At 70.8% G+C, this 23427-nt stretch carries 26 protein-coding genes and 1 tRNA gene; 23 read left to right on the forward strand and 4 right to left on the reverse strand.

Annotation, left to right across the window (positions count from 1 at the left end; all coding sequences use genetic code 11):
- Positions 1–335: 335 nt before the first annotated feature.
- The 20 genes from OIM94_RS14195 to OIM94_RS14290 all read left to right on the forward strand — a co-directional run bounded on the left by OIM94_RS14195 (position 336) and on the right by OIM94_RS14290 (position 15438).
- A complete protein-coding gene (locus tag OIM94_RS14195) occupies positions 336–827 on the forward strand; it encodes a hypothetical protein (protein ID WP_264607348.1) in 492 nt (163 codons plus the stop codon).
- Positions 824–2128 (forward strand): DNA-packaging protein, encoded by a 1305-nt coding sequence (locus OIM94_RS14200; protein WP_264607349.1) that lies wholly within the window; start codon positions 824–826, stop codon positions 2126–2128. The genes OIM94_RS14195 and OIM94_RS14200 overlap by 4 nt, the downstream gene beginning before the upstream one ends.
- Before the next feature lie 151 nt (positions 2129–2279).
- Positions 2280–2570, forward strand: a complete 291-nt coding sequence (locus OIM94_RS14205; protein ID WP_264607350.1) for a hypothetical protein — start codon at positions 2280–2282, stop codon at positions 2568–2570.
- Positions 2567–3667, forward strand: a complete 1101-nt coding sequence (locus tag OIM94_RS14210) for a phage portal protein (RefSeq protein ID WP_264607351.1) — start codon at positions 2567–2569, stop codon at positions 3665–3667. Before OIM94_RS14205 ends, OIM94_RS14210 begins: the two co-directional genes overlap by 4 nt.
- A complete protein-coding gene (locus OIM94_RS14215) occupies positions 3664–3972 on the forward strand; it encodes a DUF6127 family protein (protein ID WP_264607352.1) in 309 nt (102 codons plus the stop codon). Before OIM94_RS14210 ends, OIM94_RS14215 begins: the two co-directional genes overlap by 4 nt.
- Positions 3969–4337, forward strand: coding sequence for an HK97 family phage prohead protease (locus OIM94_RS14220; protein ID WP_264607353.1), 369 nt, complete (start codon positions 3969–3971; stop codon positions 4335–4337). The genes OIM94_RS14215 and OIM94_RS14220 overlap by 4 nt, the downstream gene beginning before the upstream one ends.
- 33 nt (positions 4338–4370) lie before the next feature.
- Positions 4371–5396 (forward strand): phage major capsid protein, encoded by a 1026-nt coding sequence (locus OIM94_RS14225; protein ID WP_413716358.1) that lies wholly within the window; start codon positions 4371–4373, stop codon positions 5394–5396.
- 58 nt (positions 5397–5454) lie between these two features.
- Positions 5455–6018 carry a head-tail connector protein gene (locus OIM94_RS14230; RefSeq protein WP_264607354.1) on the forward strand — a complete coding sequence of 188 codons (564 nt, stop codon included), beginning with the start codon at positions 5455–5457 and terminating at the stop codon, positions 6016–6018.
- Positions 6003–6212, forward strand: coding sequence for a hypothetical protein (locus tag OIM94_RS14235; protein WP_264607355.1), 210 nt, complete (start codon positions 6003–6005; stop codon positions 6210–6212). The genes OIM94_RS14230 and OIM94_RS14235 overlap by 16 nt, the downstream gene beginning before the upstream one ends.
- Positions 6209–6616, forward strand: coding sequence for a DUF3168 domain-containing protein (locus OIM94_RS14240; RefSeq protein WP_264607356.1), 408 nt, complete (start codon positions 6209–6211; stop codon positions 6614–6616). The genes OIM94_RS14235 and OIM94_RS14240 overlap by 4 nt, the downstream gene beginning before the upstream one ends.
- An 11-nt stretch (positions 6617–6627) precedes the next feature.
- Positions 6628–7035 (forward strand): phage tail protein, encoded by a 408-nt coding sequence (locus OIM94_RS14245; protein ID WP_264607357.1) that lies wholly within the window; start codon positions 6628–6630, stop codon positions 7033–7035.
- Complete coding sequence (locus tag OIM94_RS14250) at positions 7032–7346, forward strand: gene transfer agent family protein (protein ID WP_264607358.1); 315 nt, start codon at positions 7032–7034, stop codon at positions 7344–7346. The genes OIM94_RS14245 and OIM94_RS14250 overlap by 4 nt, the downstream gene beginning before the upstream one ends.
- Positions 7346–7537, forward strand: coding sequence for a phage tail assembly chaperone (locus OIM94_RS14255; protein ID WP_264607359.1), 192 nt, complete (start codon positions 7346–7348; stop codon positions 7535–7537). Before OIM94_RS14250 ends, OIM94_RS14255 begins: the two co-directional genes overlap by 1 nt.
- Positions 7530–8099: a tail tape measure protein gene (locus tag OIM94_RS14260; RefSeq protein ID WP_264607360.1), complete on the forward strand. Its 570-nt coding sequence runs from the start codon at positions 7530–7532 to the stop codon at positions 8097–8099. The genes OIM94_RS14255 and OIM94_RS14260 overlap by 8 nt, the downstream gene beginning before the upstream one ends.
- Positions 8099–10357 carry a DUF2460 domain-containing protein gene (locus OIM94_RS14265; RefSeq protein ID WP_264607361.1) on the forward strand — a complete coding sequence of 753 codons (2259 nt, stop codon included), beginning with the start codon at positions 8099–8101 and terminating at the stop codon, positions 10355–10357. The genes OIM94_RS14260 and OIM94_RS14265 overlap by 1 nt, the downstream gene beginning before the upstream one ends.
- Positions 10354–11160 carry a DUF2163 domain-containing protein gene (locus tag OIM94_RS14270; protein WP_264607362.1) on the forward strand — a complete coding sequence of 269 codons (807 nt, stop codon included), beginning with the start codon at positions 10354–10356 and terminating at the stop codon, positions 11158–11160. Before OIM94_RS14265 ends, OIM94_RS14270 begins: the two co-directional genes overlap by 4 nt.
- The gene (locus OIM94_RS14275) at positions 11157–11543 is read left to right on the forward strand and encodes a peptidoglycan endopeptidase (RefSeq protein WP_264607363.1); all 387 of its coding nucleotides are present in this window, start codon (positions 11157–11159) and stop codon (positions 11541–11543) included. The genes OIM94_RS14270 and OIM94_RS14275 overlap by 4 nt, the downstream gene beginning before the upstream one ends.
- Positions 11543–13708 carry a phage tail protein gene (locus OIM94_RS14280; RefSeq protein ID WP_264607364.1) on the forward strand — a complete coding sequence of 722 codons (2166 nt, stop codon included), beginning with the start codon at positions 11543–11545 and terminating at the stop codon, positions 13706–13708. Before OIM94_RS14275 ends, OIM94_RS14280 begins: the two co-directional genes overlap by 1 nt.
- Complete coding sequence (locus OIM94_RS14285) at positions 13705–14205, forward strand: DUF2793 domain-containing protein (protein WP_264607365.1); 501 nt, start codon at positions 13705–13707, stop codon at positions 14203–14205. The genes OIM94_RS14280 and OIM94_RS14285 overlap by 4 nt, the downstream gene beginning before the upstream one ends.
- Positions 14206–14313: 108 nt before the next feature.
- Positions 14314–15438, forward strand: a complete 1125-nt coding sequence (locus OIM94_RS14290) for an OmpA family protein (protein WP_264607366.1) — start codon at positions 14314–14316, stop codon at positions 15436–15438.
- Positions 15439–15895: 457 nt separating this feature from the next.
- On the opposite strand, the gene OIM94_RS14295 is transcribed toward OIM94_RS14290, so the two are convergent.
- Positions 15896–16627 (reverse strand): YgfZ/GcvT domain-containing protein, encoded by a 732-nt coding sequence (locus OIM94_RS14295; protein WP_264607367.1) that lies wholly within the window; start codon positions 16625–16627, stop codon positions 15896–15898.
- Positions 16628–16673: 46 nt separating this feature from the next.
- On the opposite strand from OIM94_RS14295, the gene OIM94_RS14300 reads away from it, so the two are divergent.
- Complete coding sequence (locus OIM94_RS14300) at positions 16674–17999, forward strand: dihydroorotase (protein WP_264607368.1); 1326 nt, start codon at positions 16674–16676, stop codon at positions 17997–17999.
- A gap of 41 nt (positions 18000–18040) precedes the next feature.
- Here OIM94_RS14300 and OIM94_RS14305 read toward each other — a convergent pair whose 3' ends face one another.
- Complete coding sequence (locus OIM94_RS14305; protein WP_264607369.1) at positions 18041–18817, reverse strand: DUF1134 domain-containing protein; 777 nt, start codon at positions 18815–18817, stop codon at positions 18041–18043.
- 161 nt (positions 18818–18978) lie between these two features.
- Between OIM94_RS14305 and OIM94_RS14310 the strand changes: the two genes are divergently transcribed.
- Positions 18979–19071: transfer RNA gene (locus tag OIM94_RS14310), tRNA-Ser, on the forward strand.
- A gap of 6 nt (positions 19072–19077) precedes the next feature.
- Here OIM94_RS14310 and OIM94_RS14315 read toward each other — a convergent pair.
- The gene (locus OIM94_RS14315; protein ID WP_264607370.1) at positions 19078–20328 is read right to left on the reverse strand and encodes an arsenic transporter; all 1251 of its coding nucleotides are present in this window, start codon (positions 20326–20328) and stop codon (positions 19078–19080) included.
- Positions 20325–21602: an MFS transporter gene (locus OIM94_RS14320; protein ID WP_264607371.1), complete on the reverse strand. Its 1278-nt coding sequence runs from the start codon at positions 21600–21602 to the stop codon at positions 20325–20327. The genes OIM94_RS14315 and OIM94_RS14320 overlap by 4 nt, the downstream gene beginning before the upstream one ends.
- 252 nt (positions 21603–21854) lie before the next feature.
- Between OIM94_RS14320 and OIM94_RS14325 the strand changes: the two genes are divergently transcribed.
- A complete protein-coding gene (locus tag OIM94_RS14325) occupies positions 21855–23423 on the forward strand; it encodes an aldehyde dehydrogenase (NADP(+)) (RefSeq protein WP_264607372.1) in 1569 nt (522 codons plus the stop codon).
- Positions 23424–23427: the final 4 nt, after the last annotated feature.

Consider the following 23427-nt stretch of genomic DNA (forward strand, 5'->3'; position numbering starts at 1 on the left):
TTGTCTTCCATCCGGTAAACTACGGTGAAGGATGCGCCTGCGTAATGTTACGGCGGTCTTTGCCGCGATTATGATGCTAACGTTGTCATGACCACCGGTCTCGGCGTTACTTTGCTGCGGATCCTGCGAAGGGCTAGGTATATTCACGGCATACTCACTATGAGACGCGGCCCTTTTGTGCGTGCGAACCAGATGGGTTAATCCCGCTTGACATCGTCACGATGATGTGGCACAAAACAGGAACGCTGAAGAATTGCGAGTCGTGCTGAGCGGCTCTGCTGGAACGGGCCGGGCACGTGCTGCCGCGGCCCGTTCGCGTTTCCGGGAGAAGGCGGATGGCACTCACGATTGCAGCGGGGAAGCAGCGGCGGCGGCAGATCCGGCAGGTGGCGCTGGGCGGCTGGACGCGCGACAAGCGGCAGGTTTTCCTCGATACGTTGGCGGTGACCTGCAATGTCGGGCTCGCCTGCGCCGAGGCCAAGATGTCGAAGGGCGGAGTCTATGCGCTCCGGCGGCGCGATCCGGAGTTTGCCGCGCTTTGGCGTGACGCGCTGCTGATGGGGTATGACCGGCTGGAGGAACGCCTGCTCCGCCGGGCCGGGGCGGGCGTCAACGACGTCGCGTTCGGCACCGGCGCGGTGACGGAGGAGCCGCTCGATCCCGAGCTGGCGCTCAATCTGCTGCGCAATCACCGGCCGACGGTGGAAGGCCGGCACAAGCGCCTGGGCGGCCAGGTCGCCCGGGCGAGCCGCGCAGAGGCCGAGGCGGCGCTTACAAAGCGGCTGGATGCGCTCGAGAAGCGGCTCCGGGCGGAAAAAGGGCAATGAGCCGTGCGCTTACGCGGCTGGCGCTGCTGCCGCACAAGGAGCGCGCGCGGATGCTGGAGCGCATGTCCGACGGCGAACTGCGCGTGTTCAACGAATGGTGGGAGCGCTGGGCCCATGAGGGGCAGTTCTGGCCGAAGGGGGACTGGCGGGTATGGCTGATCCGTGCCGGGCGTGGCTTCGGCAAGACGCTGGCGGGTGCCGAATGGGTGAGCCAGATGGCACGCGATGTGCCGGGTGCGCGCATCGCGTTGGTCGGCGCGACGCTGGAAGATGCGCGGCGGGTGATGGTGGAAGGGCCCTCGGGGCTGCTCGCCGTCGCCTGGGAGGGCGAGCTACTCCAGTGGCGGGCGAGCGCGGGCGAGCTGGTGTTCGGCTCCGGTGCGCGCGCGCTGCTCTATTCGGCCGAAGCGCCCGAAAAGCTGCGCGGACCCGAGCATGACTTTGCCTGGGCGGACGAGCTGGCGAAATGGCCCGCCGCCGGCGGCGAGGCGGCTTGGGACAATCTGATGATGGGCATGCGGCGCGGCGAACAGCCCCGGGTGGTGGTGACGACGACCCCGCGCCCCGTGAAGCTGATGCGGCGGGTGATGGCGATGCCCGGAGTGCGCGAGACGCGGGGGCGCACGCGCGACAATATCCACCTGCCGGCAAGCTTCGTCGAGGCCATGCTGGCGGACTATGCCGGCACCCGGCTGGGCCGGCAGGAGCTGGACGGCGAGATGATCGACGACGTGCCCGGCGCGCTCTGGCCGCGGGCGCTGATCGAGCGGCAGCGGCGCGCCGCGCCCGCCGGGCTGACGCGGGTGGTGGTCGGCGTCGACCCCCCGGCGGGGACCGAGGGGGACGCCTGCGGCATCGTCGCGATCGGGCTGGGTGCGGACGGCCATGGCTATGTGCTGGCCGATGCGAGCGTCGCGGGCCTCCGCCCCGAGGGCTGGGCGGCGGCGGTCGCCGACTGCGCCTTGCGCTTCGAGGCGGAATGCGTGGTGGCGGAAGCGAACCAGGGCGGGGCGATGGTCGAAAGCGTGCTCAACGCCGCCCGGGCCGGGCTGCCGATCCGGCTGGTGCATGCCAGCCGCGGCAAGAGCGTACGGGCCGAGCCGGTCGCGCTGCTCTACGAAAAGGGCCTGGTGTGGCACGCCGGCGTGTTCACGGCGCTGGAGGACGAGATGGCCGGGCTGCAGGTGGCCGGCGGCTATCAGGGGCCGGGCCGCTCCCCCGACCGCGCCGACGCGCTGGTCTGGGCGGCGACCGAGCTGCTGCTCGGCCGGCGCGGGCGCGCCGCGGTGCGGGTGGTGTAGGTCACAGGTTCAAGCCCCTCTCCTGCAGGGGAGGGGTTGAGTGGGGCGGGGGGGTCGCGCCGCGACCAATCAAGGTGCTGGCGGCCCTCCAACCCCATCCCCCCCTCCTCCCAGGAGGAGGGGCTTCGATCTCGAGTTCAGGAGACTTCCGATGCGAAACTGCATGGCTGCGGGGCTGCTCGCCCTGCTGACGGGCGCGTGCGCGCTCGATGCGCGGACCGGGCTGGCGGTAGGTGCCGGCGTGGCGGTGGCGACGGGCGACCGCAATGGCGACGGGCTGCTCGATGCCGCGGAGGTACAGGCGCTGGTCGAGCGCGCCTTCCCGCCGGTCCGGCTGACGGGCGGCTTCTGGGACGGCATGCGCGCCGCGCTCACCGCCGCCTATCGGGCGCGCGACCTGAACCAGGACGGCTTGCTCAGCGTCGCGGAGCTGGCGCGATGAAGTGGTTCGGGCGCAAGGCCGCGCGCGAGACCGGGCGGCCGCCGCTGGCCCGGGGCGGCTGGGGCAGTTTCGGTGATTGGCCGCGCAGCTACGAGGGGCAGCTGCGCGACGGCTATTGCCAGAACCCGGTTGCCCAGCGCGCGGTGCGGCTGGTCGCCGAAGGGGTGGGCGGCGCGCCGCTCACCGGCTCCGATCCGGCATTGCTGGCGCTGCTCGCGGCGCCGTCGGGCGGGCAGCGGCTGCTCGAGACGCTGGCGACGCAGCTGCTGCTGCACGGCAACGGCTATGTCCAGCTGCTCACCGACGGCGCGGGCCGGCTGCAGACGCTCTACGCGCTGCGGCCCGAACGGGTGAGCGTGGAGCCGGACGCCGATGGCTGGCCGGTCGCCTATCGCTACCGGGTGGGCGAGCACGTGACCCGGCTGGCGGCCGATGATGGCGGGCGGCCGCAGATCCTGCATCTGCGCGCCTTCCATCCGGCGGACGATCATTATGGCCTGGGCTGCCTGGATGCGGCGGCGGGTGCGATCGCGATCCACAACGCCGCGACGCGGTGGAACAAGGCGCTGCTCGACAATGCCGCGCGGCCGAGCGGCGCGCTGGTCTATGATCCCGGCGACGGCTCGGCCCTGGCGCCCGAGCAGTTCGCCCGGCTGAAGGACGAGATGGAGGCCGGGTTCGCCGGCGCCGCCAATGCCGGGCGACCGATGCTGCTTGAGGGCGGGCTGAAATGGCAGGCGATGAGTCTTACGCCCGCCGACATGGACTTCGTGGGGCTGAAGGCGGCGGCGGCGCGGGAGATCGCGCTGGCCTTCGGGGTGCCGCCGATGCTGCTCGGCCTGCCCGGAGACGCCGCCTATGCCAATTACCGCGAGGCCGGCCGCGCGCTGTGGCGGCTCGCGATCCTGCCGATGGCCGCGCATCTGCTCGGCGGCATCGCACACGGGCTCTGCCCCTGGTTTCCGGACGCGGCGCTGTCGGTCGATCTCGATCGGGTGACCGCGCTTGCCGAGGATCGCGAGCGGCTGTGGCAGCAGGTGAGCGCCGCATCCTTCCTGACCGATGACGAGAAACGCAAACTGGTGGGGTTGCCATGAACGACGGATCGATGCTGGCCGAGCTGATTGCGCAGGCCGAGAACGAAGGCGCCGAGCTGACGACGCTGCGCGCCATTGCCGAGGAAGCGGGCACCGCAGGCGCCAATCGCGCGCTCGCCCGGCTTGGGCTGGAGGATAGCGGCGCCGCCAAGGACATGGCCGAGCTGCGCGAGCTGCTCGGCGCGTGGCGGGATGCCAAGAAATCGATGCTCAAGGCCGTGATGCAGTGGCTGGGCCGCACCGTGGCGGCGCTGGTGCTGGTGCTGCTGGCGATGCGGCTGGGCTTTCCCGGCTGGCTGAAATGAGCGTGCGCTTCGCCGGCTATGCGGCGGTGTTCGACGCCGTCGATCGCGGCGGCGACGTGGTGCGTGCCGGCGCCTTCGGGCCGGTGGGGCCGGTGCCCCTCCTTTGGCAGCATGGCGGCAGGCCGGTCGGCGCGATCGAGGCGATCGGCGAGGATGCGCGGGGGCTGCGGGTGATCGGCCGGGTCGAGGATCCGCGGCTGGCGGCGCTGGTCGCGGACGGCGCGGTGGCGGGGCTGTCCTTCGGCTACCGGGTGCGCGCGGCGCGGCGCGGGCGGGTGCGCGAGCTGACCGCGCTCCAGCTGATCGAGGTGAGCCTGGTGGCGGAGCCGATGCAGCCGCTCGCCCGCGTGCACGCGGTTGCCTGAGCTTTTCAACCTTTTCTGGCGTGGGAGATGACCATGGACAATCTGGTGACGAGTTTCGAGCAGGCGGCGCTGCCGCCGGTACGGCCGATGTTGGCGGGTGGGCGCCCGGCGGCAAGCGCGGCGTTCGACGGCTATCTGCGCGGCGGAGTCGAGACCAAGGCGCTGTCCGGCGCGAGCGGGGCCGAGGGCGGCTATGCGGTGCCGCGCGAGATCGATGCGCAGATCGACGTGACGCTGCAGGCGATCTCGCCCATCCGCGCCATCGCCAATGTGGTGAAGGTAGGAACCAGCGGCTACCGCAAGCTGGTGGCCAGCGGCGGCTTCGACAGCGGCTGGACCTCCGAGACCGCCGCGCGACCGATCACCGCGACGCCGACCTTCAACGAAGTCGCGCCCCCGTTCGGGGAGCTCTATGCCAACCCCGCGGCGAGCCAGGCGATGCTCGACGACGCGATGTTCGATGTGGAAGCCTGGCTGGCGGGGGAAATCGCCCGCGAATTCGCCCAGTCCGAGGGCACGGCGTTCGTCAGCGGCACCGGCGTCAACCAGCCCAAGGGCTTCCTCGCCGCGCCGACCTCGACCGCGGCGGACGCCACGCGCGCCTTCGGCACGCTGCAATATCTGGCGACCGGCGCAGCGGGCGCCTTTGCCGCCAATCCGGAGGAGAAGCTGATCGATCTGGTGCAGGCGCTGCGCGCGCCCTATCGCCAGGGCGCCGCCTGGGTGATGAATTCGGCGACGCTCGCCCGGATCCGCAAGTTCAAGACCAGCCAGGGCGAGCTGCTGTGGCAGCCGGGGCTTTCGGCCAGCCAGCCGGCGACGCTGCTCGGCTATCCGGTGGTCGAGGCGGAGGACATGCCGGACATCGCGGCGAACAGCCTGTCGATCGCCTTCGGCAATTTCCAGGCGGGGTATCTGATCGCCGAGCGCGGCGAGACGCAGATCCTGCGCGATCCCTATTCCAACAAGCCCTTTGTCCACTTCTACGCGACCAAGCGGCTGGGCGGCATGGTCAGCAATGCCGAAGCGATCAAGCTGCTGAAGTTCGCCGCCAACTGAGCCGGGGCCGGGCGCGGGGCCGGGGGCTGCCGCGCCCATTTTGATGGGGAGAACGACCATGGACGCACCGCCCTTTCCGGCGGCGGCGATCGCGGCTGCGTGCGCGGCGGTGAAGGCCTATCTGCGGATCGATGGCAGCGCCGATGATGCCGCGCTCGGCACTGCGGTGCAGACGGCATTGACGCTCGGCGAACGCTTTACCGGAATCGCGTGGATCGCGCGCGACTGGCAGACCTGGCTGGCGCGCGCGCCCGACTGGCAGCGGCTGCCGGTGGCGCCGGTGACGGCGATCGGCGCGGTCGAGGCCGTCGGCGGCGACGGCGCGGCCACGCCGCTGCCGGTTTCCGGCTATGCGATCGATCTCGACGCGCGCGGCGAGGGCTGGGTGCGGCTGGCGCTCGGCGAGCACACCCGGGTGCGCGTGACCTTCGCGGCGGGCACGGCGACGGGCTGGGACGACCTGCCGCCGCCGCTTGCGCAAGGGGCGGTGCTGCTCGCCGCACATCTGATCGAAGGGCGCGGCGAGGCCGGCGTGCCGCCGGCGGCGGTGGCCGCCTTCTGGCGGCCCTGGCGGCGGCTGCAGCTGATGGCGGGAGTGCGGCGATCATGCTCGAGCCGCTGAACGCCCGCGCCGAGGCGATCGGGCGGCGCGGGGCCGCGCAGGCGGCGGCGCGTCTGGAAGAGCGGGTGCGCGCGGCGGTGCCGGACCTGTCGGTATCCGTCGAGGAGACCCGCGTCACCCTGTCGGGCCGCGGGCTGCGGCGGCGCTGGCTCGCCGATCCGGCTTTGCGCTGGCTGGGAGGGCTGCTGCGATGAGCGCGCAGGAAGCAATCACCGGCGCGGTACGCGCGGCGCTTGCCGGACAGCCGGCGCTGGTGGCGCAGGTCAACGGTATCTTCGATGCCCCGCCGGCCCGCACGCCCCGGCCCTATCTGCTGGTCGACGATCCGGTGCTTAGCGACTGGAGCACCAAGGACCAGGACGGCCGCGAGGTGCGGATCGCGGTGCTGGTGCGGGATACGGGACAGGCGCGGAACCGGGTGCGGGCGCTGGCGGAGCTCGTCGAGGCGGCGATTGCCGGCATGCCGGCGGGGCTCGGCGAGGGCTGGCAGGTGGCGAGCTGCGTGCTCGTCCGCACCCGCCTCGTTGCGGAAGACGCGACCAACCTTACCGCGATCGTCGAGCACCGCGTGCGGATGCTGCGCGACATCAATCCATAAGGAGACGGAACATGGCAGCAGAGAAGGGCAGCGCCTTTCTGCTCAAGGTGGGCAATGGCGCGACGCCGGTGGTGTACGCGACGGTGGCCGGGCTGCGGACGACGCAGCTTTCGGTGAACGGCGATGCGGTGGCGATCACCAGCAAGGAGTCGGGCGGCTGGCGCGAGCTGCTCTCCGGCGCCGGGATACGGTCGGTCAGCGTGTCCGCGGCGGGCGTGTTCACCGGATCGGCAGCGGAGGTGCGGGTGAAGGCCAATGCGCTGGCCGGCGCGCTCGACGATTATCGGCTGAGCTTCGAGAGCGGCGAGACGATGACCGGCAGGTTCCTGGTCACCCGGCTCGACTATGCCGGCGATTTCAACGGCGAGCGCAGCTACACGCTGAGCCTCGAAAGCTCCGGCCCGGTGGTGAGCGCATGAGCGGCGCGGCCAATCCGGTGCGCGGTGAGGCGGCGCTGCAGGTGGCGGGCACCGCGTTGGTGCTGCGACCGAGCTTCACGGCGCTGGTCGCCGCCGAGGCCGAACTCGGCCCGCTGTTCGCGCTCGTCGAACGCGCCGCGAGCGGGCGGCTGGGGCTGGGCGAGACGGTCGCGTTGTTCTGGCACTGCCTGAAGGTGGTGCCCGAGGGCCTGACCCGCGAGGCGTTTGCCGAGAGCGTGGCCGAGGCCGGGCTCGCTGCCGCCACGCCGGCGCTGAAGACGCTGCTCGGCCAGATTCTCGGCGGGCGGTGATGCGCTTCGCCGATGCCGCCGCGCGGCTGGCGGGGCTGGCGGGCCTGTCGTTCGGCTGGAGCCCCGACCGGTTCTGGCGGGCGACCCCGGCCGAGCTGGCGGCGCTGGTCCGGGCGGCGGCGGGCGAGGCGGTCGAGCCGCCGTCCGCAGACCTGATTGCACGATTGCAGGAGCAATTCCCCGATGGATGAGGAAATCGAACGGCTGGTGGTCTCGGTGCGCGCCGACACCGCCGGCTTCGCGCGCGACGTGGATGCGATGCGCGGCGTGCTGGAAGGGCCGCTGGCAACCGGCGTGGACCAGGTCGGCCGGACCATCGAGACCACGCTGCTGCGCGCCGCGCGGACCGGCAGGATCGGCTTCGACGATCTCGCCAAGGTGGCGATCCGCGCGCTCGAGGAAATCGCCAGGGCCGCGCTCGGCATCCCCGCCTCCGCGGCGGGCGGCGGCAGCGGCGGCAGCAGCAGCGGGCTGGTTGCGCTGCTCGTCGGCCTGCTCGGCTCGCCGGGACGCGCGACGGGCGGGCCGGTGAGCCCCGGCCGGCCCTATGTCGTCGGCGAGCGCGGGCCCGAGCTGTTCGTGCCGACCAGTGCGGGCCAGGTGGCGACACCGGTACAGGTACAGGCCGGCGGACGCGACGTGCGGGTGGCGATCACGATCAACGCCGCATCCGCCGCCGCGCCTTCCGCCTTGGCGCAATCCAGCCGGCAAGTGGCCCGCGCGGTGCGCGCGGCGCTGGCGGGGCTCGACTGATGGGCTGGTGGCTCGCCGATGCGCGGCGCGATCAGGCCGCCGGTGTGATCAGCCGCTTCGATCCCGTCTACTGGACCGTGGATTTTCCGCGGCCGATGATGGCGAGCGTGGTCACCATCGCCCCGGATGCGCTGCGGATGGACTGCGTGTTCCAGCGGCGCGGCGATCTCGCCGGGCTGATCTGGGAGGCCGAGGACCGCTGGGACCATCCGCTGCTCGCCTATGCGACCGACCGGGACTTTCGCCGCTGCCGGCTGCGGTTCCGCTGGCGCTCCTCGGGGGTGGTGCCGCTCGATGCGGTCCATGGCCCGGTGCTGACCATCGAGGGACGCGACGCCGAGGGCGCAGCGCGGGCCTGGTATGTGCGGCTGTGGAACTATGCGCAGGGCACCCCCGAGGATGCGCGGGTCGCGATCGACTTCGCGACGGTGCAGGGCGGGTTCCTGCTGCCCGGCGAGGCCGATCCGGTATGGGCGGGTGATATCGACCGGATGTTCGTCTCGCTGGTCCCGCCCGGCTATGCCGCCGGGGACGAGACCGCGCTTCCCGCGGCCGCCGAGGCGTGGATCGAGCTCACCGACATCGCCTGCGAGGGGCCCGGATCGGTACTCGCGATCGGCGACGTGGTCGTGCCCGGACATGGCCTGTCGATCGCCACCGGCTATGACGACGCCTATAACCAGACGCCGGCACGCTTGCTGCGCACCATGCTGCAGCTCGGCTATCGCGGCGACATTCTCCATTATGTGGGCATGAGCCATTATCTCCGGCTCGAGCCGCTCTCCGGCGGCTTTTATGTCAGCCTGGCCGGCGGCGCGCTCAACCGGGCGTGCACGGCCTGGCACGCGGACTTCGCGGCGCGCGCCCGGGAACTGGGCTATGGCGTGATCTGGTCGCTCAGCTACGAACTGCTCGACCAGCATGTCTGGGGCGACTGGAAGCAGCGCGCGGCGGACGGCAGCCCGGCGCTGACCGGGTGGAGCCCGCCTTCCACCCTGCTATCGCCCGCGCATGGCGGGGCGATGGCCTATCTGCAGGCGGTGGCGCTGGCCTTCGTCGCGATCGCGCAGGGCGCAGGGCTGCCGGTGCAGTTCCAGATCGGCGAGCCCTGGTGGTGGGTGATGGCCGATGGGCGGCTGTGCATCCATGACGCTGCCGCCCGGGCTGCGCTGGGCGATCCGCCGCCGCAGAATGTCCGCGGGACGGTGGATACCGGCGTGCTGGACGCGGCGGGGGCCCTGCTGGCCGGCTCGACGCTGGCGCTGCGCGATGCGGTGACCGCGGCCGCGCCCGGTGCCCGCGTGCTGCTGCTCGCCTATCTGCCCACCGTGCTCGATCCGGCGATGCCGGAACTGAAGCGCGCTAACCTGCCGGTCGGCTGGGCAGCCCCCGCCTTCGACGTGCTGCAGCTCGAGGACTATGACTGGGCGGCGACCGGAAACGTCGCGGCCTCCGAACGGGCGCTGGCGGCGGCAACCGCGCGGCTCGGCTATCCGGTGTCGCAGCAGCATTATCTCTCCGGCTTCGTGCTGCGCAGCGCCGACAAGGCGCAGTGGCAGGCGATCGCGGCGGCGGCAGCCCGAGGCCGCGCGCGCGGCGTGGCCGCGACCTATGTGTGGGCGCTGCCGCAGGTGGCGCGCGATGGCTTCACCCATTTCGACATGGAGGCGGAGATGGCCCCCTTTGACGACGTGCTGTTCCCGATCGCGCTGGGGCGCGAGGCGGAGGTGGCGCCCGAGCTTTCCACCGCGATCGTCACCAGTGCCGGTGGCGCCGAGCGGCGCAATGCCGCCTGGGCGGAAGCGCGGACGCATTATGACGTCGGGCCGGGCGTCCGCTCCGAGGCGGACATTGCCGCGCTGCTCGGCTTTTTCCGCGCCCGCATGGGGCCGGCGCGCGGCTTTCGCCTGCGCGACCCGTTCGACTTCGAGGGCGTGGACGAGCCGATCGGGACGGGCGACGGCACCACTGCGCGGTTCCCGCTGGTGAAGATCTATGGCGAGAGCGTTCGGCGGATCACCCGCCCGGTTGCGGCTACGGTATCGGTCCGGCTCGACGGGACGGCCGTCACCGGCTTCACGCTGGGCGCGGGCGGCGTGGTGACGCTGGACCTGCCGCCGGCGGCGGGGGTGCGGGTGACAGCCTCCTTCCGCTTCGACGTGCCGGTTCGCTTCGCCGAGGACCAGTTGCGGGTGAGCCGCGCGACCTTCCTTGCCGGGGCCGCAGCCTCGGTGCCGCTGGTGGAGATCCGCGAATGAGCTGGCTGGACGAGACGCTCACCACGGTCACCTTGTGTTGGCGGATCGAGCGGCGCGACGGCGTGACCATCGGGCTGACCGCGCACGACCGTGACCTGACGATCGACGGCCTGCGCTACCGCGCCGCGCCGGGCATGACGCCGAGTGCGGTCGAGCGCAGCGCTGCGCTGGAGGCCGACAGCATGGACGTGCACGGCGTGCTGGCGAGCGATGCGATCTCCGAGCTCGACCTGCTCGCCGGCAGGTGGGACGGCGCACGCGTGGTGCTGTTCGCCACCGACTGGGCGGCGCCCGGCGACCGGACCCTGCTCGGCGAGGGAATCATCGGCGCGGTCGAGACGCGGGACGGCGCGCTGACCGCCGAACTTCGTGGCCGGACCGCCGCCTTCGACGCGCCGGTGGGCGAGACGACATCGCCCGACTGTCGCGCGCAGCTGGGCGATGCGCGCTGCCGCGCGCCGATGTCCGGGCGGCGGCGGTTCGTGCGCGTGCTGGCGGTGGCCGATGCCGTTCTGCGCGTGGACGGCATCGAGCCCGTGGCCAATGCCTATGGCGGCGGGCGGCTGCGCTGGTTCGGCAGCGCGAACAGCGGGCTGGACGATGCGATTCTACGGTCGGAGGGCGATATCGTGACGCTGCAGCGGCCGCCGCGCTTCGACGGCGCCGGCGCGCTGGTCGAGTTGATCGAGGGGTGCGACGGGCGACTGGAAACCTGTGCGGGCCGGTTCGGCAATGCCGCCAATTTTCGCGGCGAACCCTATCTGCCGGGCACCGACCTGCTCACCCGGTATCCCGGCGCATGAGCGGCGCGACGGTGCTCGCCGCGGCGCGGCGGGCGATCGGCGTGCCGTTCCGGCCGCAGGGGCGCGATCCGGTGTCGGGGCTCGATTGCGTCGGGCTGGCCGCGCTGGCGCTCGGGCGGACTGCGCCCACCGGCTATCGGTTGCGCCTGGGCGATGCCGCGGCGGTGTCGCATGCGCTGCGGGCGGCGGGACTGGTGGAAGTGGCCGGCGCGGTGCCGGGTGACCTGCTCTTGTGCCGCAGCGGCCCGGGTCAGCTGCATCTGGCGATCCGCAGCGAGAACGGGATCGTCCATGCCGACGCGGTGGCGCGGCGGGTGGTCGAGCGGCCGGGGGCGGTGCCCTGGCCGGTGCTCGGCTGCTGGCGACTGGTGGAGAATGACTGATGGCGACGGTGGTTCTGTCGGTAGCGGGTGCCCTGCTTGGCGGTCCGCCCGGCGCGCAGCTCGGTGCGCAGCTCGGCGGCGTGATCGACAGCGCGCTGCTCTTCAAGCCGGGCCGGCGCGAGGGGGCCCGGCTCGGCGACCTGCGGGTGCAGACGTCGAGCTATGGCACCGCCATCCCCCGGCTGTTCGGTTCGATCCGCGTGGCAGGCTGTGTGATCTGGGCGACCGACCTGATCGAGCATCGCGGCAACCAGAGCGGCGGCAAGGGCCAGCCCTCGACCACGACCTACAGCTACACCGCCTCCTTCGCGGTCGCGCTGTCGGCCCGGCCGATCCTCCAGCTGGGGCGCATCTGGGCCGACGGGCAACTGCTCCGCGGCGCGGCCGGCGACTTCAAGGTGCGCACGGGTTTCCGCCTCTACACCGGCGACGAGGACCAGCCGGTAGACCCGCTGATCGCCGCGATCGAGGGCGCGGGCCGCGCGCCGGCCCATCGCGGGCTGGCCTATGCGGTCTTCGAGGATCTGGAGCTGGCGACCTTCGGCAACCGTATTCCCCAGCTCAGCTTTGAGGTGATCGCCGATGAGGCGCCGGTGCCGGTGGCCGGTCTCGCCCAGGAGATCGCGGGCCTTTCGGCGGATGGGGTGGGAACCCGCCTTACCGGCTTTTCGGCGCAGGATACGGTGCGAACCGCGCTCGATGCGCTGTGCACCGCGAGCGGTGCCTGGCTGCGGGAGGAGAGCGGGGCGCTGACGATGGTCGCCGGGGGCGGTGAGGCCGTCACCATTCCCGACGACGGCTGCGGCGCCGGTGGGGAACGCGGCGCGCGGCGGGTGCGTGCGCTTGCTGCGCTCGATGGCACGCCCCGCCGGCTGAGCGTCGGCTATTTCGATCCGGCACGCGACTATCAGGCGGGGGTGCAGCAGGCGCACCGTCCGGGGCTCGGAACCCGCGAGGCGCGGGTCGATCTCCCCGCGGTGCTCGACGCGTCCACGGCCAAGGCGATCGCGGCGGACGCGCTTGCCCGCGCCGAGCGGACGCGCGAGCGCCGCACCCTAACGCTCGGCTGGAACGCCCTCGGCATCGCGCCCGGCGCGCGCATCGCCATCGAGGGCGTCGCCGGACAGTGGCGGGTCGAGCGCTGGGCGCTCGAGAAGATGGTGGTCAGGCTCGACTGCGTGCCGGTCGCCGAAGCACCGCTGACGGTCGCGGCGAGCGCGGGCCGCGCCGTGGCGTCGCCCGACATGCGGCGCGGACGAACGCTGCTTGTGCCCTTCGAACTGCCGCTGCTGGACGACGCGCCCGCCACTGCGCCGCAAATGATGGTCGCGGCGGCGGGGACCGGTAGCGGCTGGCGGCGCGCGGCGTTGCTCGCCAGTGCCGATGGCGGGTCGAGTTGGGCCGCCGCGGGCGACACCGCCTATCCTGCCGTGCTGGGCACCGTCCATCTCGCCCCGGGTCCGGCCCGCGCCGCACTCGCCGATCATGCCGGTTTCGCCGAGGTCGATCTGGCGCATGAAGGCATGCTGCTGCTCTCGGCCGACGATGCCGGGCTCGACGCCGGTACCAACCTTGCGCTGCTGGGCGAGGAGTTGCTGCAGTTCGGGGCGGCCGAGCATCTGGGCGGCACGCGCTGGCGCCTCTCGCGATTGTGGCGCGGGCGGCGCGGAACCGAGGCGGCGATCGGCCGTGCACGCCCCGGTGATCCCTTCGTGCTGGTGGAGCGCGATTGTCTCAAGTCGCTAGCCCTGGCCGTGCCGGTGGGCGGCAGCATCGCGGTGCTCGCCCAGGGGGTGGATGATCCGCCGGATGCGGTGCCGGCAGTTGCGGCCGCGCGGGGCATCGCCGTGCTTCCGCTGGCGCCGGTCCATCTGACCGCCACCGCCGTCGCGGGCGGCACCCTGGTTTCCTGGGTCCGTCGGAGCCGCGCCGGCTGGACATGGCGGGACGGCGTCGACGTACCGCTGGCCGAGGAACGCGAGCGCTACCAGGTCGACATCGCCTCCGACACGGGCAGCCGCAGCGTGACGACGGACACCGCGTCGCTGCTGCTGCCGGCAGGCGCTCCGGACCTCCCGCTGCGCATCGGCGTGCGCCAGATCGGCACCCACGGCCCGTCGCCGGAAACCAGGCTTCTGCTTCCTGCCCATGGAGATCGAGCATGACCGATTTGCCCACGCCGCGTCTGGGGCTGCCGCTGCTGGAGCCTGGCCAGGCGCAGAAGGAAATGACCCACAACGAGGCGCTCACCCGTCTCGACATCGCGACTCAGGCCGCCGTTCTCTCCACGGCTGCGACTCCGCCTGCCAGTCCCGCACGCGGACAATGCTGGCTCGTCGCGGATCCGGCGGAGGGCGATTGGGCCGGGCATGCCAACGCAGTTGCAGCATGGACCGATGGCGGCTGGCGCTTCGTCGCCCCTTTCGAGGGGATGCGGATCTGGGCGGTCGATGCACAATGCCACGCGCTGTTCGCCGACGGGGAATGGTACCACGGCAGGACCTATGGAAGACTTTTTATCGAGGGACGCCAGCTAGTTGGCCCGCAGCAGCCGAATGTTGCGGAACCGATCGGCGGGGTGACGGTTGACGCGGAGGCTAGGGCGGCGATTACTGCGGTACTGCAAACGTTGCGCCGGCACGGGTTGATCGAGGAAATCTAACCTGTGACGTTTGTGCAACAGTCCGCGGTTTTGTGCGCTTGCGCCGAAACTTTGGTTTGAGTAGTGAGTTTGGCCTGTCCGTATGGACGACCATGAAAGGGGATTATGATGCGGAAGCTTGCCGTCACTTTGGCGCTCGCCACGACCGCGCTGAGCACGCCCGCCTTCGCCCGCGACGACGCGTGGTATGTGGGTGTTGAAGGCGGCGCGATGCTCGTCGAGGACATTCACTTCGACGTCGGCGCCAGCAAGGATGTTGTGACGCAGAACAACCACGTCGGCTACGACGTTGGTGGCAACATTGGGTATGACTTTGGTCCGTTCCGTGCGGAAGCCGAAGTCAGCTATCGCCGCGCTCGCGTCGACAGCGCCCGCACCTCGGTTCCGATCGCGACCAACGCGTTCCCGGCTCCTGCCGGCAGCTACGAGCAGGCGAGCGGGAGCACCTCGGCGCTTTCGTTCATGATCAACGGCCTGCTCGACTTCGGTGACGACAACGGCCTGCAGGGCTTCGTCGGCGGTGGTGCCGGTGTTGCTCGTATCAAGGATCGTCTGCGCGTCTCGGGTCCGGCAGACACCGTCAACGATTCGGACACCGTTTTCGCCTGGCAGGCGATTGCCGGCGTCCGCGCGCCGATCAACAAGAACGTCGACGTGTCGCTGAAGTACCGCTTCTTCAACGCACCGGACGTCAAGCTGACGGACATCGGCGGCAACCAGTGGAAGGGCCGTTACCGCTCGCACAGCCTGCTGGTCGGTCTGACCTACAACTTCGGTGCGCCGGAGCCGGCTCCGGTTCCGCCGCCGCCCCCGCCGCCCCCGGCCCCGGTTGCCGAGCCGGCTCCGCCGCCCCCGCCGCCCCCGGCTCCGGAAGCCAAGGTCTGCACGCCTGGCCCGTACATCGTGTTCTTCGACTGGAACAAGTCGGACGTCACGCCGGAAGCAGCGAGCATCCTGGACAATGCGATCAGCAACTACGCCGATTGCAGCAACACCCAGGTCGTTCTGGCCGGCCACGCCGACCGTTCGGGCTCGGCAAGCTACAACGTGGGTCTGTCGCAGCGTCGCGCGGACTCGGTGAAGGCCTACATGACCGGCAAGGGTATCCCGACCGGCGTGATCACCACGGAAGCGTTCGGCGAGAGCCGCCCGCGCGTCCAGACCGCCGACGGCGTTCGCGAACTGCAGAACCGTCGTGTGGAAATCACCTACGGTCCGGGTTCGGGTCAGTAAGACCTGCCCGCCCGCAAGGGATGGAAAAGAGGGGAGACCGGGCAACCGGTCTCCCTTTCTTTTTGGGTAGTTGGCGGCGCATCTCGTATCCGGCGCCGCGGGGCCGCGTCGTATCCGCGCAATGCCGGGATGCGCGCTGCTTCCGTCGTCCCCGACGACCGTGACGTTGCCGCGATCCTCGCGGGCTGGCCTATGGGGCCGCTGCGACTATGATTGGCTGTCGCCTATCTGGCGGTGTTCGAAGCGCATCGCGCCGTAGATTGGGGCACGGCACTGCTAAAGCATGCCGAGCGGATTGCCCGCGCAGAAGCTCGTGTCGCCTTCTGGGCGTACGCCTTCGCCTTCCAGTCGCGCGGCATTCACGAGAAGCTCGGCGTCCCCCTTTTCGGGAAGATCGAGAATCTTCTTCCCGGGAGACCCGCGCCTCTCCCTCCACGAACGATGGGCATTGTCGCGATCAGCCCTCGGCGAGCGCGCCCGCCAGCCAGTCCGGGATGCGTGCGTCGCCCAGTGCCTCGACCCGCCGCAGTTCCACCATGCAGCCCAGATCTGGATAGGTCGCCCGCGTACGATCGCCCGACGCGCCCAGCGGTGCCACGACCAGCCGACGGTTCACCTTCGCGCGATAGTGCATCCTCGCGGTGTTCTCCTGGCCGACATAGCAGCCCTTGGTAAAGCTCACCCCGTTGAGTTCCTGCGCGTTACATTCGAGCCAAAGCGTCTTGTCGCTGCCCAACTCGTCTGCGCCCTCGGTCACGCCCAGCGACAGCCGGTGCGCGCGCCATGGGCCTGCGGCGCTGCCGCCCTCCGCCGTACCCAGCCAGCGATAGCCAAGGGCCGCGAGGCGCGGATCGGTGGCCGCGCCGTCGTGCGCCGTGCGCGACCAGTGCACCGCGCCATCGATCGCCTCGATCGTGATCGCGCGGCGCAGCCGATAGAGGGTGAGCCGACGCGCGAGCGCCTCGCGCGCCGCTGCCTCGCAATCGATCAGGATCGCGTCGCCGTCCGACCACAGCAGGAAATCGAACAGCGCCTTGCCCTGCGGCGTCAGCAGGCCCGCCCATTGCGGCGCCCCCGCGGCGACCGCGGCGAGATCCTGCGTCAGCAGGCCCTGCAGGAAGCCGCGAACATCGTTGCCGGAGAGGCGCAGCAGCGCGCGATCGTCGAGCCAGGTGCTGGTATCGTCCATGCCGAACAGGTAGGACGCGGCCAACGCTCACGAAAGAGGCAAAGCCATGGCGAATGTCGAACTCAAGCTGCGCGGCGGTCGCGTGCATCTTCCCAGCGGCCCCGCGAACGTGGATGTCGGCGTGTCCGGCGGCAAGATCGTCGCGATCGGGGATGTCGGCGACGCGGGCGAGACAATCGACTGCACCGGGCTGGACGTGCTGCCGGGCGTGATCGACAGCCAGGTCCATTTCCGCGAGCCGGGGCTCGAATATAAGGAGGACCTGGAAAGCGGCAGCCGATCGGCGGTGCTCGGCGGCGTGACCGCCGTGTTCGAGATGCCGAACACCAAGCCGAATACCGACAGCGAGGCGGCGGTGGCGGACAAGCTGCAGCGCGCCCATCACCGCATGTGGTGCGATCATGCCTTCTATGTCGGGGCGACCAACAACAATGCCGAACATCTCGCCGAGCTGGAGCGGCTGCCGGGCACGGCGGGGGTGAAGATCTTCATGGGCGCCTCGACCGGCGACCTGCTGGTGTCGTTCGATGCCAATCTCGCGCGCGTGCTCGCCTCGGGCCATCGCCGCGTCGCGATCCATGCGGAGGACGAGTTCCGCATGCAGGAACGCCTGGGCGAGCGCGTGGCCGGCGATCCGTCCTCGCACCCGGTGTGGCGCGACGACGAGAGCGCGATCCTCGCCACCCGCCGCATCCTCGGGCTGGCACGCGCGGCACGACGGCGGATCCACGTCCTCCACGTCACCACCCCCGCCGAGCTGGAGCTGCTCGGGCAGAACAAGGACATCGCGACCTGCGAGGTGACGCCGCAGCATCTGACGCTGGCGGGGGAGGACGCCTATCCGCGCATCGGCACCTTCGCGCAGATGAACCCGCCGATCCGTTCGGGCGCGCACCGCGACGGGCTGTGGCACTGGCTGCGCCAGGGCGTGCCGGACGTGCTCGGCTCGGACCATGCGCCGCATACGCTGGAGGAAAAGGCCAAGACCTATCCGGACAGCCCCAGCGGCATGCCCGGCGTACAGACGCTGCTGCCGTTGATGCTCAACCATGTCGCGGAAGGCCGGCTGACGCTCCAGCGGCTGATCGACCTGACCAGCGCGGGCCCGCAGCGCATCTTCGGGCTGGTCGGCAAGGGGCGGATCGTGCCGGGCTATGATGCCGACTTCACCGTCGTCGACCTCAAGGCGCGCTGGACGGTGGACGAGGCGTGGCTGGCATCGCGTTGCGGCTGGTCGCCCTTCACCGGCATGGAACTGACCGGCCGCCCGGTCGGCACGATCATCCGCGGGCACCGCGTGATGTGGGAAGCGCAGCTCGCCGAGCAGGCGATCGGCGAGCCGGTGAAGTTCGAAGCCGTCGAGTTCGGCTGAGGCGGCGGGGCGGGGCTGCCGCGGCGGTCCCGCCCGCTGGCTCAGAAGGGCAGCCAGCGCTGCTTTTCACTGAACTTCATATAGCCGGCGTTCACGCCGAGCCGCCAGCCGACGCCCAGCCGCACCGGGATCAGCACCACATCGCCGCGGCGCAGATAGGATGCCGAGAAGCCGCCGACGAAATAGGCATGCCCCTCGCCCTGGGGGAAGCGCTTGTAGAGCTCCTGGCTGTCGTAGAGGTTATAGACCAGCACGAAGACCTTGTTGGCATCGCCGCCCAGATCGAAGCCGATCGACGGGCCGGTCCAGTAGACCGGGCGCTGCCCCTCCACCTTGTGGAACATCTCGCCCTTGCCATAGCGCAGGCCGACGCCGATCGCGCCCGAGGCTTCGCTGCCGGCGATATAGGCGTTGGGCTTGCCCTGATCCTTCAGAATGTCCTCGAGCAGCTTGGCGAGCCCCGAGGCGCCCTTGCCGAACACGCCTTCGGCGGCGGCGAGCAGATCGTCCTTCTCGAACGTGTCGGTCGCCGCCTGGCGCGCGGTGGTCGCGCTCGGATCGGCGGCGGCGGGGCTGCTCGGCGGGGCCTGGACCGGCGGCGGGGTGTCCGCAGGCGGGGGTGCATTGTCGGCGGGGGGATAGGATTGCTGCTGCTGCGGCTGCGGCGCGGGCGGGGTGGTCTGGCGAGGCGGCGGGTTCTTGAGGTCCGAATCGATCGCGGTGTTCGGGTCGATGGTCGTCATCTGCGCGGCGGCCGGCATGCTGCCAAGCCCGGCAACAGCGACTGCAAGAAGCATGAACCAACCCGATCGCATCATCCACTCTACCCCAAACCCGGTGTTTTTCGGCCGCTATCCTAGGCGCGCGGGGCTGTCGCGGCAATGAATGGGCGCCTGATCGACTCGATTTCACGATCGGGCGGTTATCCCCGTTGATTGCCGGCGCACTGCTCGTTATAGGGCTCGTCCTCGGCGCTTCCGGAGACGTGGGTGAGTGGCTGAAACCAGCGGTTTGCTAAACCGCCGTACGGGGATTACTCGTACCGAGGGTTCGAATCCCTCCGTCTCCGCCACCGCGCTCAACCGAGCAGCAGGCGCGTGCCCAGGGCCGCGATCAGCGCCGGCACCATCGTTACCGCACCGACCTTCAGAAACCGCCAGAAGCCGACATCCTCGCCCTCGCGGCGGATCGCCTGCAGCCACAGGATCGTTGCCAGGCTGCCCGTGATCGACAAATTGGGTCCGAGGTCGACGCCGATCAGCAGCGCGTCGACGATCAGCCGGGGCGGGTGCGCCTGCGCCACCGCTTCGCTGGCGATCAGCCCGGCGGGCAGATTGTTCATCAGGTTGGACGCGAAGGCGAGCAGCGTGCCCGATGCCGCGCCGCCGGCGACAGGCGTGCCGGCGGCGGATCGCAGGCTGCCTGCCACCATGGCGATCACGCCGGTGCGGTCTAGCGCCTCGACCAGCACGAACAGTCCGGCGACAAGCGGCAGCACGCTCCAGGACACCGACCGGGCAAGCGCAAGCGGAGAGCGACGCGCCAGGCCGCAGACGACGAGCGTCGTCGCCAGTCCGGCGAGGCAGGTGGGGAGGCCCAACGGCTGGTCCAGCGCCGACATGCCGAGCAGCAGCAGCGCCGTCGCCGCGATTCCGGCCAGCGCCGCCTTGCCGCCGCCCGACAGCGGTTCGCGCTCCACGACGTGCTCGCAACGGCCCGACAGCCGTTCACGCTCCGCCCAGCGCAGCATCGCGAACGTCACCACGATCGCCGCGATCGACGGGAGCGCGAACGAGCCGAACCATTGGCCGAGCGGCGGCATGGTGCCGCCATACAGCACCAGGTTCGCGGGGTTGGAGATCGGCAGCACGAAGCTCGCCGCGTTGGCGATCAGCGCGCAGGCGAACAGCATCGGCAGCGGATCGGCCTTGGCCTTGCGCGCGGCGGCATAGACCGCGGGGGTCAGCACCACCGCGGTCGCGTCGTTGGAGAGGAAGGTCGTGGTGACGATGCCGGTCATATAGACCAGCGCGAACAGCCTGGCGGTCGAACCCCGGGCATGGGCAGCGGCGGTGGCGGCGACCCAGTCGAACAGGCCCTGCTCGCGCGCGGTCTCGCTCAGCAGCATCATGCCGATCAGGAACAGATAGACGTCGACGCCCTTGCCCACCGCCGACCCGGCCGCGCCCGGCGGCATCAGCCCCAGCACCAGAAGCAGCACCGCCCCCGCGACCGCCCAGATCGCCTCGGGCCAGCGAAAGGGGCGGGCGATCACGCCGGCAGTCGCGGCCGTGCAGATGCCCCAGGTGGCGAGCGTCGCGGCGGTCATGCGGTCTCGGCGGGGCGCGCGCCGTCACAGGCCGGGCGAAGGATGGCGGCGAAGCCGATCCACAGCGCGAGGCTGACCAGTGCGAAACTGCCGAGGATATAGAAGGCCAGCCGATAGCCGATCGCCTGCGCCAGCCAGCCGCCGATCGCGGGGCTCAGCGAGGCGCCCACGCCCTGCACCGTCATCACCGCACCCTGTCCCACATTCACCCGTCCCGTGCCATTGAGCATGCACGCGACCAGCCCCGGTACCGCCACGCTCTGCAGCCCCGCGCCGACGCCGTCCAGCGCCTGGACCGGCCATACGCCCCAATGCTCGATGAAGCTGCCCGCGAGCAATCCCCGCAGCGGCAGCGACGCGAAGGAAATGAGCAGCACCAGCCAGTATCCGCGTCCGGCGGCCATGCGCATCGCGAGCAGCGAGGCGAGGATCATCACCGCCTGCGCCACCACCACCGTCGTCGCGGTGAACAGTGCCGCATCGCCCTTGCCGGCGCCCACCACCGCCAGGCCATAAAGCGGCAGCATCGCGCCGTTGCCGAGATGGAAGCAGGCGAGCGCGGCGGCGAGGATGAGCAGCGGCTTGGTCTGCAAGAGCGCCGCGAAACCCTCGGCCTGGCCGCCGCCCTGGTCTTCGCTGCCCTCCTTCGCCTCCAGCCCGCGAGCGGCGGCATGGTCGATCGCGCGTTCGGGGATGAGGAGCACGCAGGTGATCGCCAGCACGCCGAACACCGCGGCAAGATAGAAGATCGCCGGCATCCCGAACTTCCAGCCGAGCCACCCCGAAAGCCCCGCGCCGATCATGTTGCCGGCGTGATTCCACGCCTGGTTGCGGCCGTTCTGCGCGTTGAACCCGCGCTGGCGGACGATGCCCAGCGTCATCCCCGCCACCGCCGGACCGATCGCGGCGCCCGCGATCGCGGTGGCGACCTGGCTTACCGTCACCACCCAGCCCGCCTGCGAGAGCAGGATCAGGAACGAGGCGAGCACCGTGCAGATGCCGGTGACGATCACCACCAGGCGCTTCTTCTCGGTATGATCGATGAAGGCGCCGGCGGGGACGGTCATCACCATGCCCGCGACGCCGCCGGCGGTCATGACCGTGCCGATCGGCCCGGCGGTCCAGCCGCGCTGCTGGAGAAACACGCCGAGGAACGGGCCGATGCCAGCCTGCATGTCGGCCATGAAGAAGTTGAGTGCCTGCAGTGCGCGGGTGGCACGCCGCCGGTCGTCGCTCTGCCCGGTGGAGGGAACCCGTGCCGTTGCCGTTGCCATCGCCCGTGCCTTCCCAAGATCGTTCGGCCCCAACCGTGCAAAGGTTTGAAATATCCGACGCGCGGATAATTTAGGTTAGCGCGTTCGATCTGCACCGAGTAATAGACGCGACCAGGGGCGGGGGTTCGCTGGATTTCCCGCCCGGGCTGTCGGCAACGGGTGCCGTGGCGGTTGCGCCGCGCGCGCCCAGCGCCTACGTCCCGCCACGACTGTTACCGCTAACTTCACGACTGATATCGGAGAGATCTCGCCATGGCGCTGACCGGAGAATTGTTCATCGCATCGAAGCGCGTTGCCCGCGACGCCGGCTTCCGCGCCGTTGCCGCCGCCACCGGCAGCGAGATCGAGCCCAGCTTCAGCACCGCGACGCTGGAAGACGTCGATGCCGCCTGCGCCGCTGCCGAGGCCGCGTTCCTGCCCTATTCCAGCCTGCCGCGCGAGGAGCGCGCCAAGTTCCTCGAAGCGATCGCCGAGGAGATCGAGGCGCTGGGCGACGAACTGATCGAGCGCGCGATGCAGGAAAGCGGCTTGCCCCAGGCCCGTCTGCAGGGCGAGCGCGGCCGCACCGCCGGCCAGCTGCGGCTGTTCGCCAAGGAACTGCGCCTGGGTGACTATCTGCGCGTCCGCATCGACCATGCGATCCCCGATCGCGCGCCGCTGCCCAAGCCGGACCTGCGCCTGCGCATGGTGCCGCTCGGCCCCGTCGCGGTGTTCGGCGCGTCGAACTTCCCGCTCGCCTTCTCGACCGCGGGCGGTGACACCGCCTCGGCGCTCGCCGCCGGTTGCCCGGTGGTGGTGAAGGGCCATCCGGCGCATCCGGGCACGGCCGAGCTGGTCGCAACCGCAATCGCGCGCGCGGTGGAAAAGACCGGCATGCCCGCCGGCGTGTTCTCGATGGTCGCCGGTACCGCCAACGAGCTTGGCGAGGCGCTGGTCCGCGATCCGCGCATCACCGCGGTGGGCTTCACCGGCTCGCGCGGCGGTGGCCTGGCGCTGGTCCGCATCGCGCAGAGCCGCCCGGTGCCGATCCCCGTCTATGCCGAGATGAGCAGCATCAACCCCGTTTTCCTGCTGCCGGCGGCGCTGGAAGCCCGCGCCGAGGCGCTGGGCAAGGGCTATGTCGCCTCGGTGACGATGGGCGCGGGCCAGTTCTGCACCAATCCGGGTCTCGTGCTCGCGCTGGAAGGCCCGGCGCTCGAGCGCTTCCTGGCGGCGGCGAGCGAAGCGATGCTCGGCGCGCCGGCGCAGGTGATGCTCACCCCGAACATCCACAAGGCCTATGAGAGCGGCGTGGCCAAGCTCGCCGGTGTGTCGACCGTGCAGCAGCTTGCGCAGGGCGTCGAAGCGCAGGGTCCGACCTGCGGTCGCGCCGCACTGTTCACGATGCAGGGTGCGGACTTCGTTGCCGACCCCAGCCATGCCGAGGAGATCTTCGGCGCGACCTCGCTGCTGGTGCGCTGCGCCAGCGTCGAGGAGCTGAAGCAGGTGGTGTCGCTGATCGAAGGCCAGCTGACCACGACGCTGCACATGGACGACGCCGATGTCGCCATCGCGCAGGAGCTGCTGCCGTCGCTGGAGCGCCTGGCCGGCCGCATCCTCGCCAATGGCTGGCCGACCGGCGTGGAAGTGACCGACGCGATGGTTCATGGCGGCCCGTTCCCCTCGACCTCGGACGGCCGCAGCACCTCGGTGGGCACGCTGGCGATCGACCGCTATCTGCGCCCGGTATCGTACCAGGACTTGCCGGAAGCGCTGCTTCCCGCGGACCTGCGCGACGGTGCTGGCGTGCCGGCGCGGGTGGACGGCAAGCCGACGGTTTGAGGGC

Origin of the sequence: Sphingomonas sp. R1, assembly GCF_025960285.1 — a bacterium.
In the GTDB taxonomy this organism is placed as follows: Bacteria; Pseudomonadota; Alphaproteobacteria; order Sphingomonadales; family Sphingomonadaceae; genus Sphingomonas.

What these genes read in the sequence shown, in the direction of transcription:
- OIM94_RS14200 (WP_264607349.1), top strand. Translation starts at nt 824, where the DNA reads ATGAGCCGTGCGCTTACGCGGCTGGCGCTGCTGCCGCACAAGGAGCGC.
- OIM94_RS14295 (WP_264607367.1), bottom strand. Translation starts at nt 16,627, where the DNA reads ATGGACGATACCAGCACCTGGCTCGACGATCGCGCGCTGCTGCGCCTC.
- OIM94_RS14315 (WP_264607370.1), bottom strand. Translation starts at nt 20,328, where the DNA reads ATGACCGCCGCGACGCTCGCCACCTGGGGCATCTGCACGGCCGCGACT.
- OIM94_RS14275 (WP_264607363.1), top strand. Translation starts at nt 11,157, where the DNA reads ATGAGCGGCGCGACGGTGCTCGCCGCGGCGCGGCGGGCGATCGGCGTG.
- OIM94_RS14280 (WP_264607364.1), top strand. Translation starts at nt 11,543, where the DNA reads ATGGCGACGGTGGTTCTGTCGGTAGCGGGTGCCCTGCTTGGCGGTCCG.
- OIM94_RS14210 (WP_264607351.1), top strand. Translation starts at nt 2,567, where the DNA reads ATGAAGTGGTTCGGGCGCAAGGCCGCGCGCGAGACCGGGCGGCCGCCG.
- OIM94_RS14325 (WP_264607372.1), top strand. Translation starts at nt 21,855, where the DNA reads ATGGCGCTGACCGGAGAATTGTTCATCGCATCGAAGCGCGTTGCCCGC.
- OIM94_RS14240 (WP_264607356.1), top strand. Translation starts at nt 6,209, where the DNA reads ATGAGCGCGCAGGAAGCAATCACCGGCGCGGTACGCGCGGCGCTTGCC.
- OIM94_RS14215 (WP_264607352.1), top strand. Translation starts at nt 3,664, where the DNA reads ATGAACGACGGATCGATGCTGGCCGAGCTGATTGCGCAGGCCGAGAAC.
- OIM94_RS14285 (WP_264607365.1), top strand. Translation starts at nt 13,705, where the DNA reads ATGACCGATTTGCCCACGCCGCGTCTGGGGCTGCCGCTGCTGGAGCCT.
- OIM94_RS14270 (WP_264607362.1), top strand. Translation starts at nt 10,354, where the DNA reads ATGAGCTGGCTGGACGAGACGCTCACCACGGTCACCTTGTGTTGGCGG.
- OIM94_RS14305 (WP_264607369.1), bottom strand. Translation starts at nt 18,817, where the DNA reads ATGATGCGATCGGGTTGGTTCATGCTTCTTGCAGTCGCTGTTGCCGGG.
- OIM94_RS14265 (WP_264607361.1), top strand. Translation starts at nt 8,099, where the DNA reads ATGGGCTGGTGGCTCGCCGATGCGCGGCGCGATCAGGCCGCCGGTGTG.
- OIM94_RS14245 (WP_264607357.1), top strand. Translation starts at nt 6,628, where the DNA reads ATGGCAGCAGAGAAGGGCAGCGCCTTTCTGCTCAAGGTGGGCAATGGC.
- OIM94_RS14195 (WP_264607348.1), top strand. Translation starts at nt 336, where the DNA reads ATGGCACTCACGATTGCAGCGGGGAAGCAGCGGCGGCGGCAGATCCGG.
- OIM94_RS14230 (WP_264607354.1), top strand. Translation starts at nt 5,455, where the DNA reads ATGGACGCACCGCCCTTTCCGGCGGCGGCGATCGCGGCTGCGTGCGCG.
- OIM94_RS14250 (WP_264607358.1), top strand. Translation starts at nt 7,032, where the DNA reads ATGAGCGGCGCGGCCAATCCGGTGCGCGGTGAGGCGGCGCTGCAGGTG.
- OIM94_RS14235 (WP_264607355.1), top strand. Translation starts at nt 6,003, where the DNA reads ATGCTCGAGCCGCTGAACGCCCGCGCCGAGGCGATCGGGCGGCGCGGG.
- OIM94_RS14320 (WP_264607371.1), bottom strand. Translation starts at nt 21,602, where the DNA reads ATGGCAACGGCAACGGCACGGGTTCCCTCCACCGGGCAGAGCGACGAC.
- OIM94_RS14260 (WP_264607360.1), top strand. Translation starts at nt 7,530, where the DNA reads ATGGATGAGGAAATCGAACGGCTGGTGGTCTCGGTGCGCGCCGACACC.
- OIM94_RS14290 (WP_264607366.1), top strand. Translation starts at nt 14,314, where the DNA reads ATGCGGAAGCTTGCCGTCACTTTGGCGCTCGCCACGACCGCGCTGAGC.
- OIM94_RS14225 (WP_413716358.1), top strand. Translation starts at nt 4,371, where the DNA reads ATGGACAATCTGGTGACGAGTTTCGAGCAGGCGGCGCTGCCGCCGGTA.
- OIM94_RS14205 (WP_264607350.1), top strand. Translation starts at nt 2,280, where the DNA reads ATGCGAAACTGCATGGCTGCGGGGCTGCTCGCCCTGCTGACGGGCGCG.
- OIM94_RS14300 (WP_264607368.1), top strand. Translation starts at nt 16,674, where the DNA reads ATGGCGAATGTCGAACTCAAGCTGCGCGGCGGTCGCGTGCATCTTCCC.
- OIM94_RS14220 (WP_264607353.1), top strand. Translation starts at nt 3,969, where the DNA reads ATGAGCGTGCGCTTCGCCGGCTATGCGGCGGTGTTCGACGCCGTCGAT.
- OIM94_RS14255 (WP_264607359.1), top strand. Translation starts at nt 7,346, where the DNA reads ATGCGCTTCGCCGATGCCGCCGCGCGGCTGGCGGGGCTGGCGGGCCTG.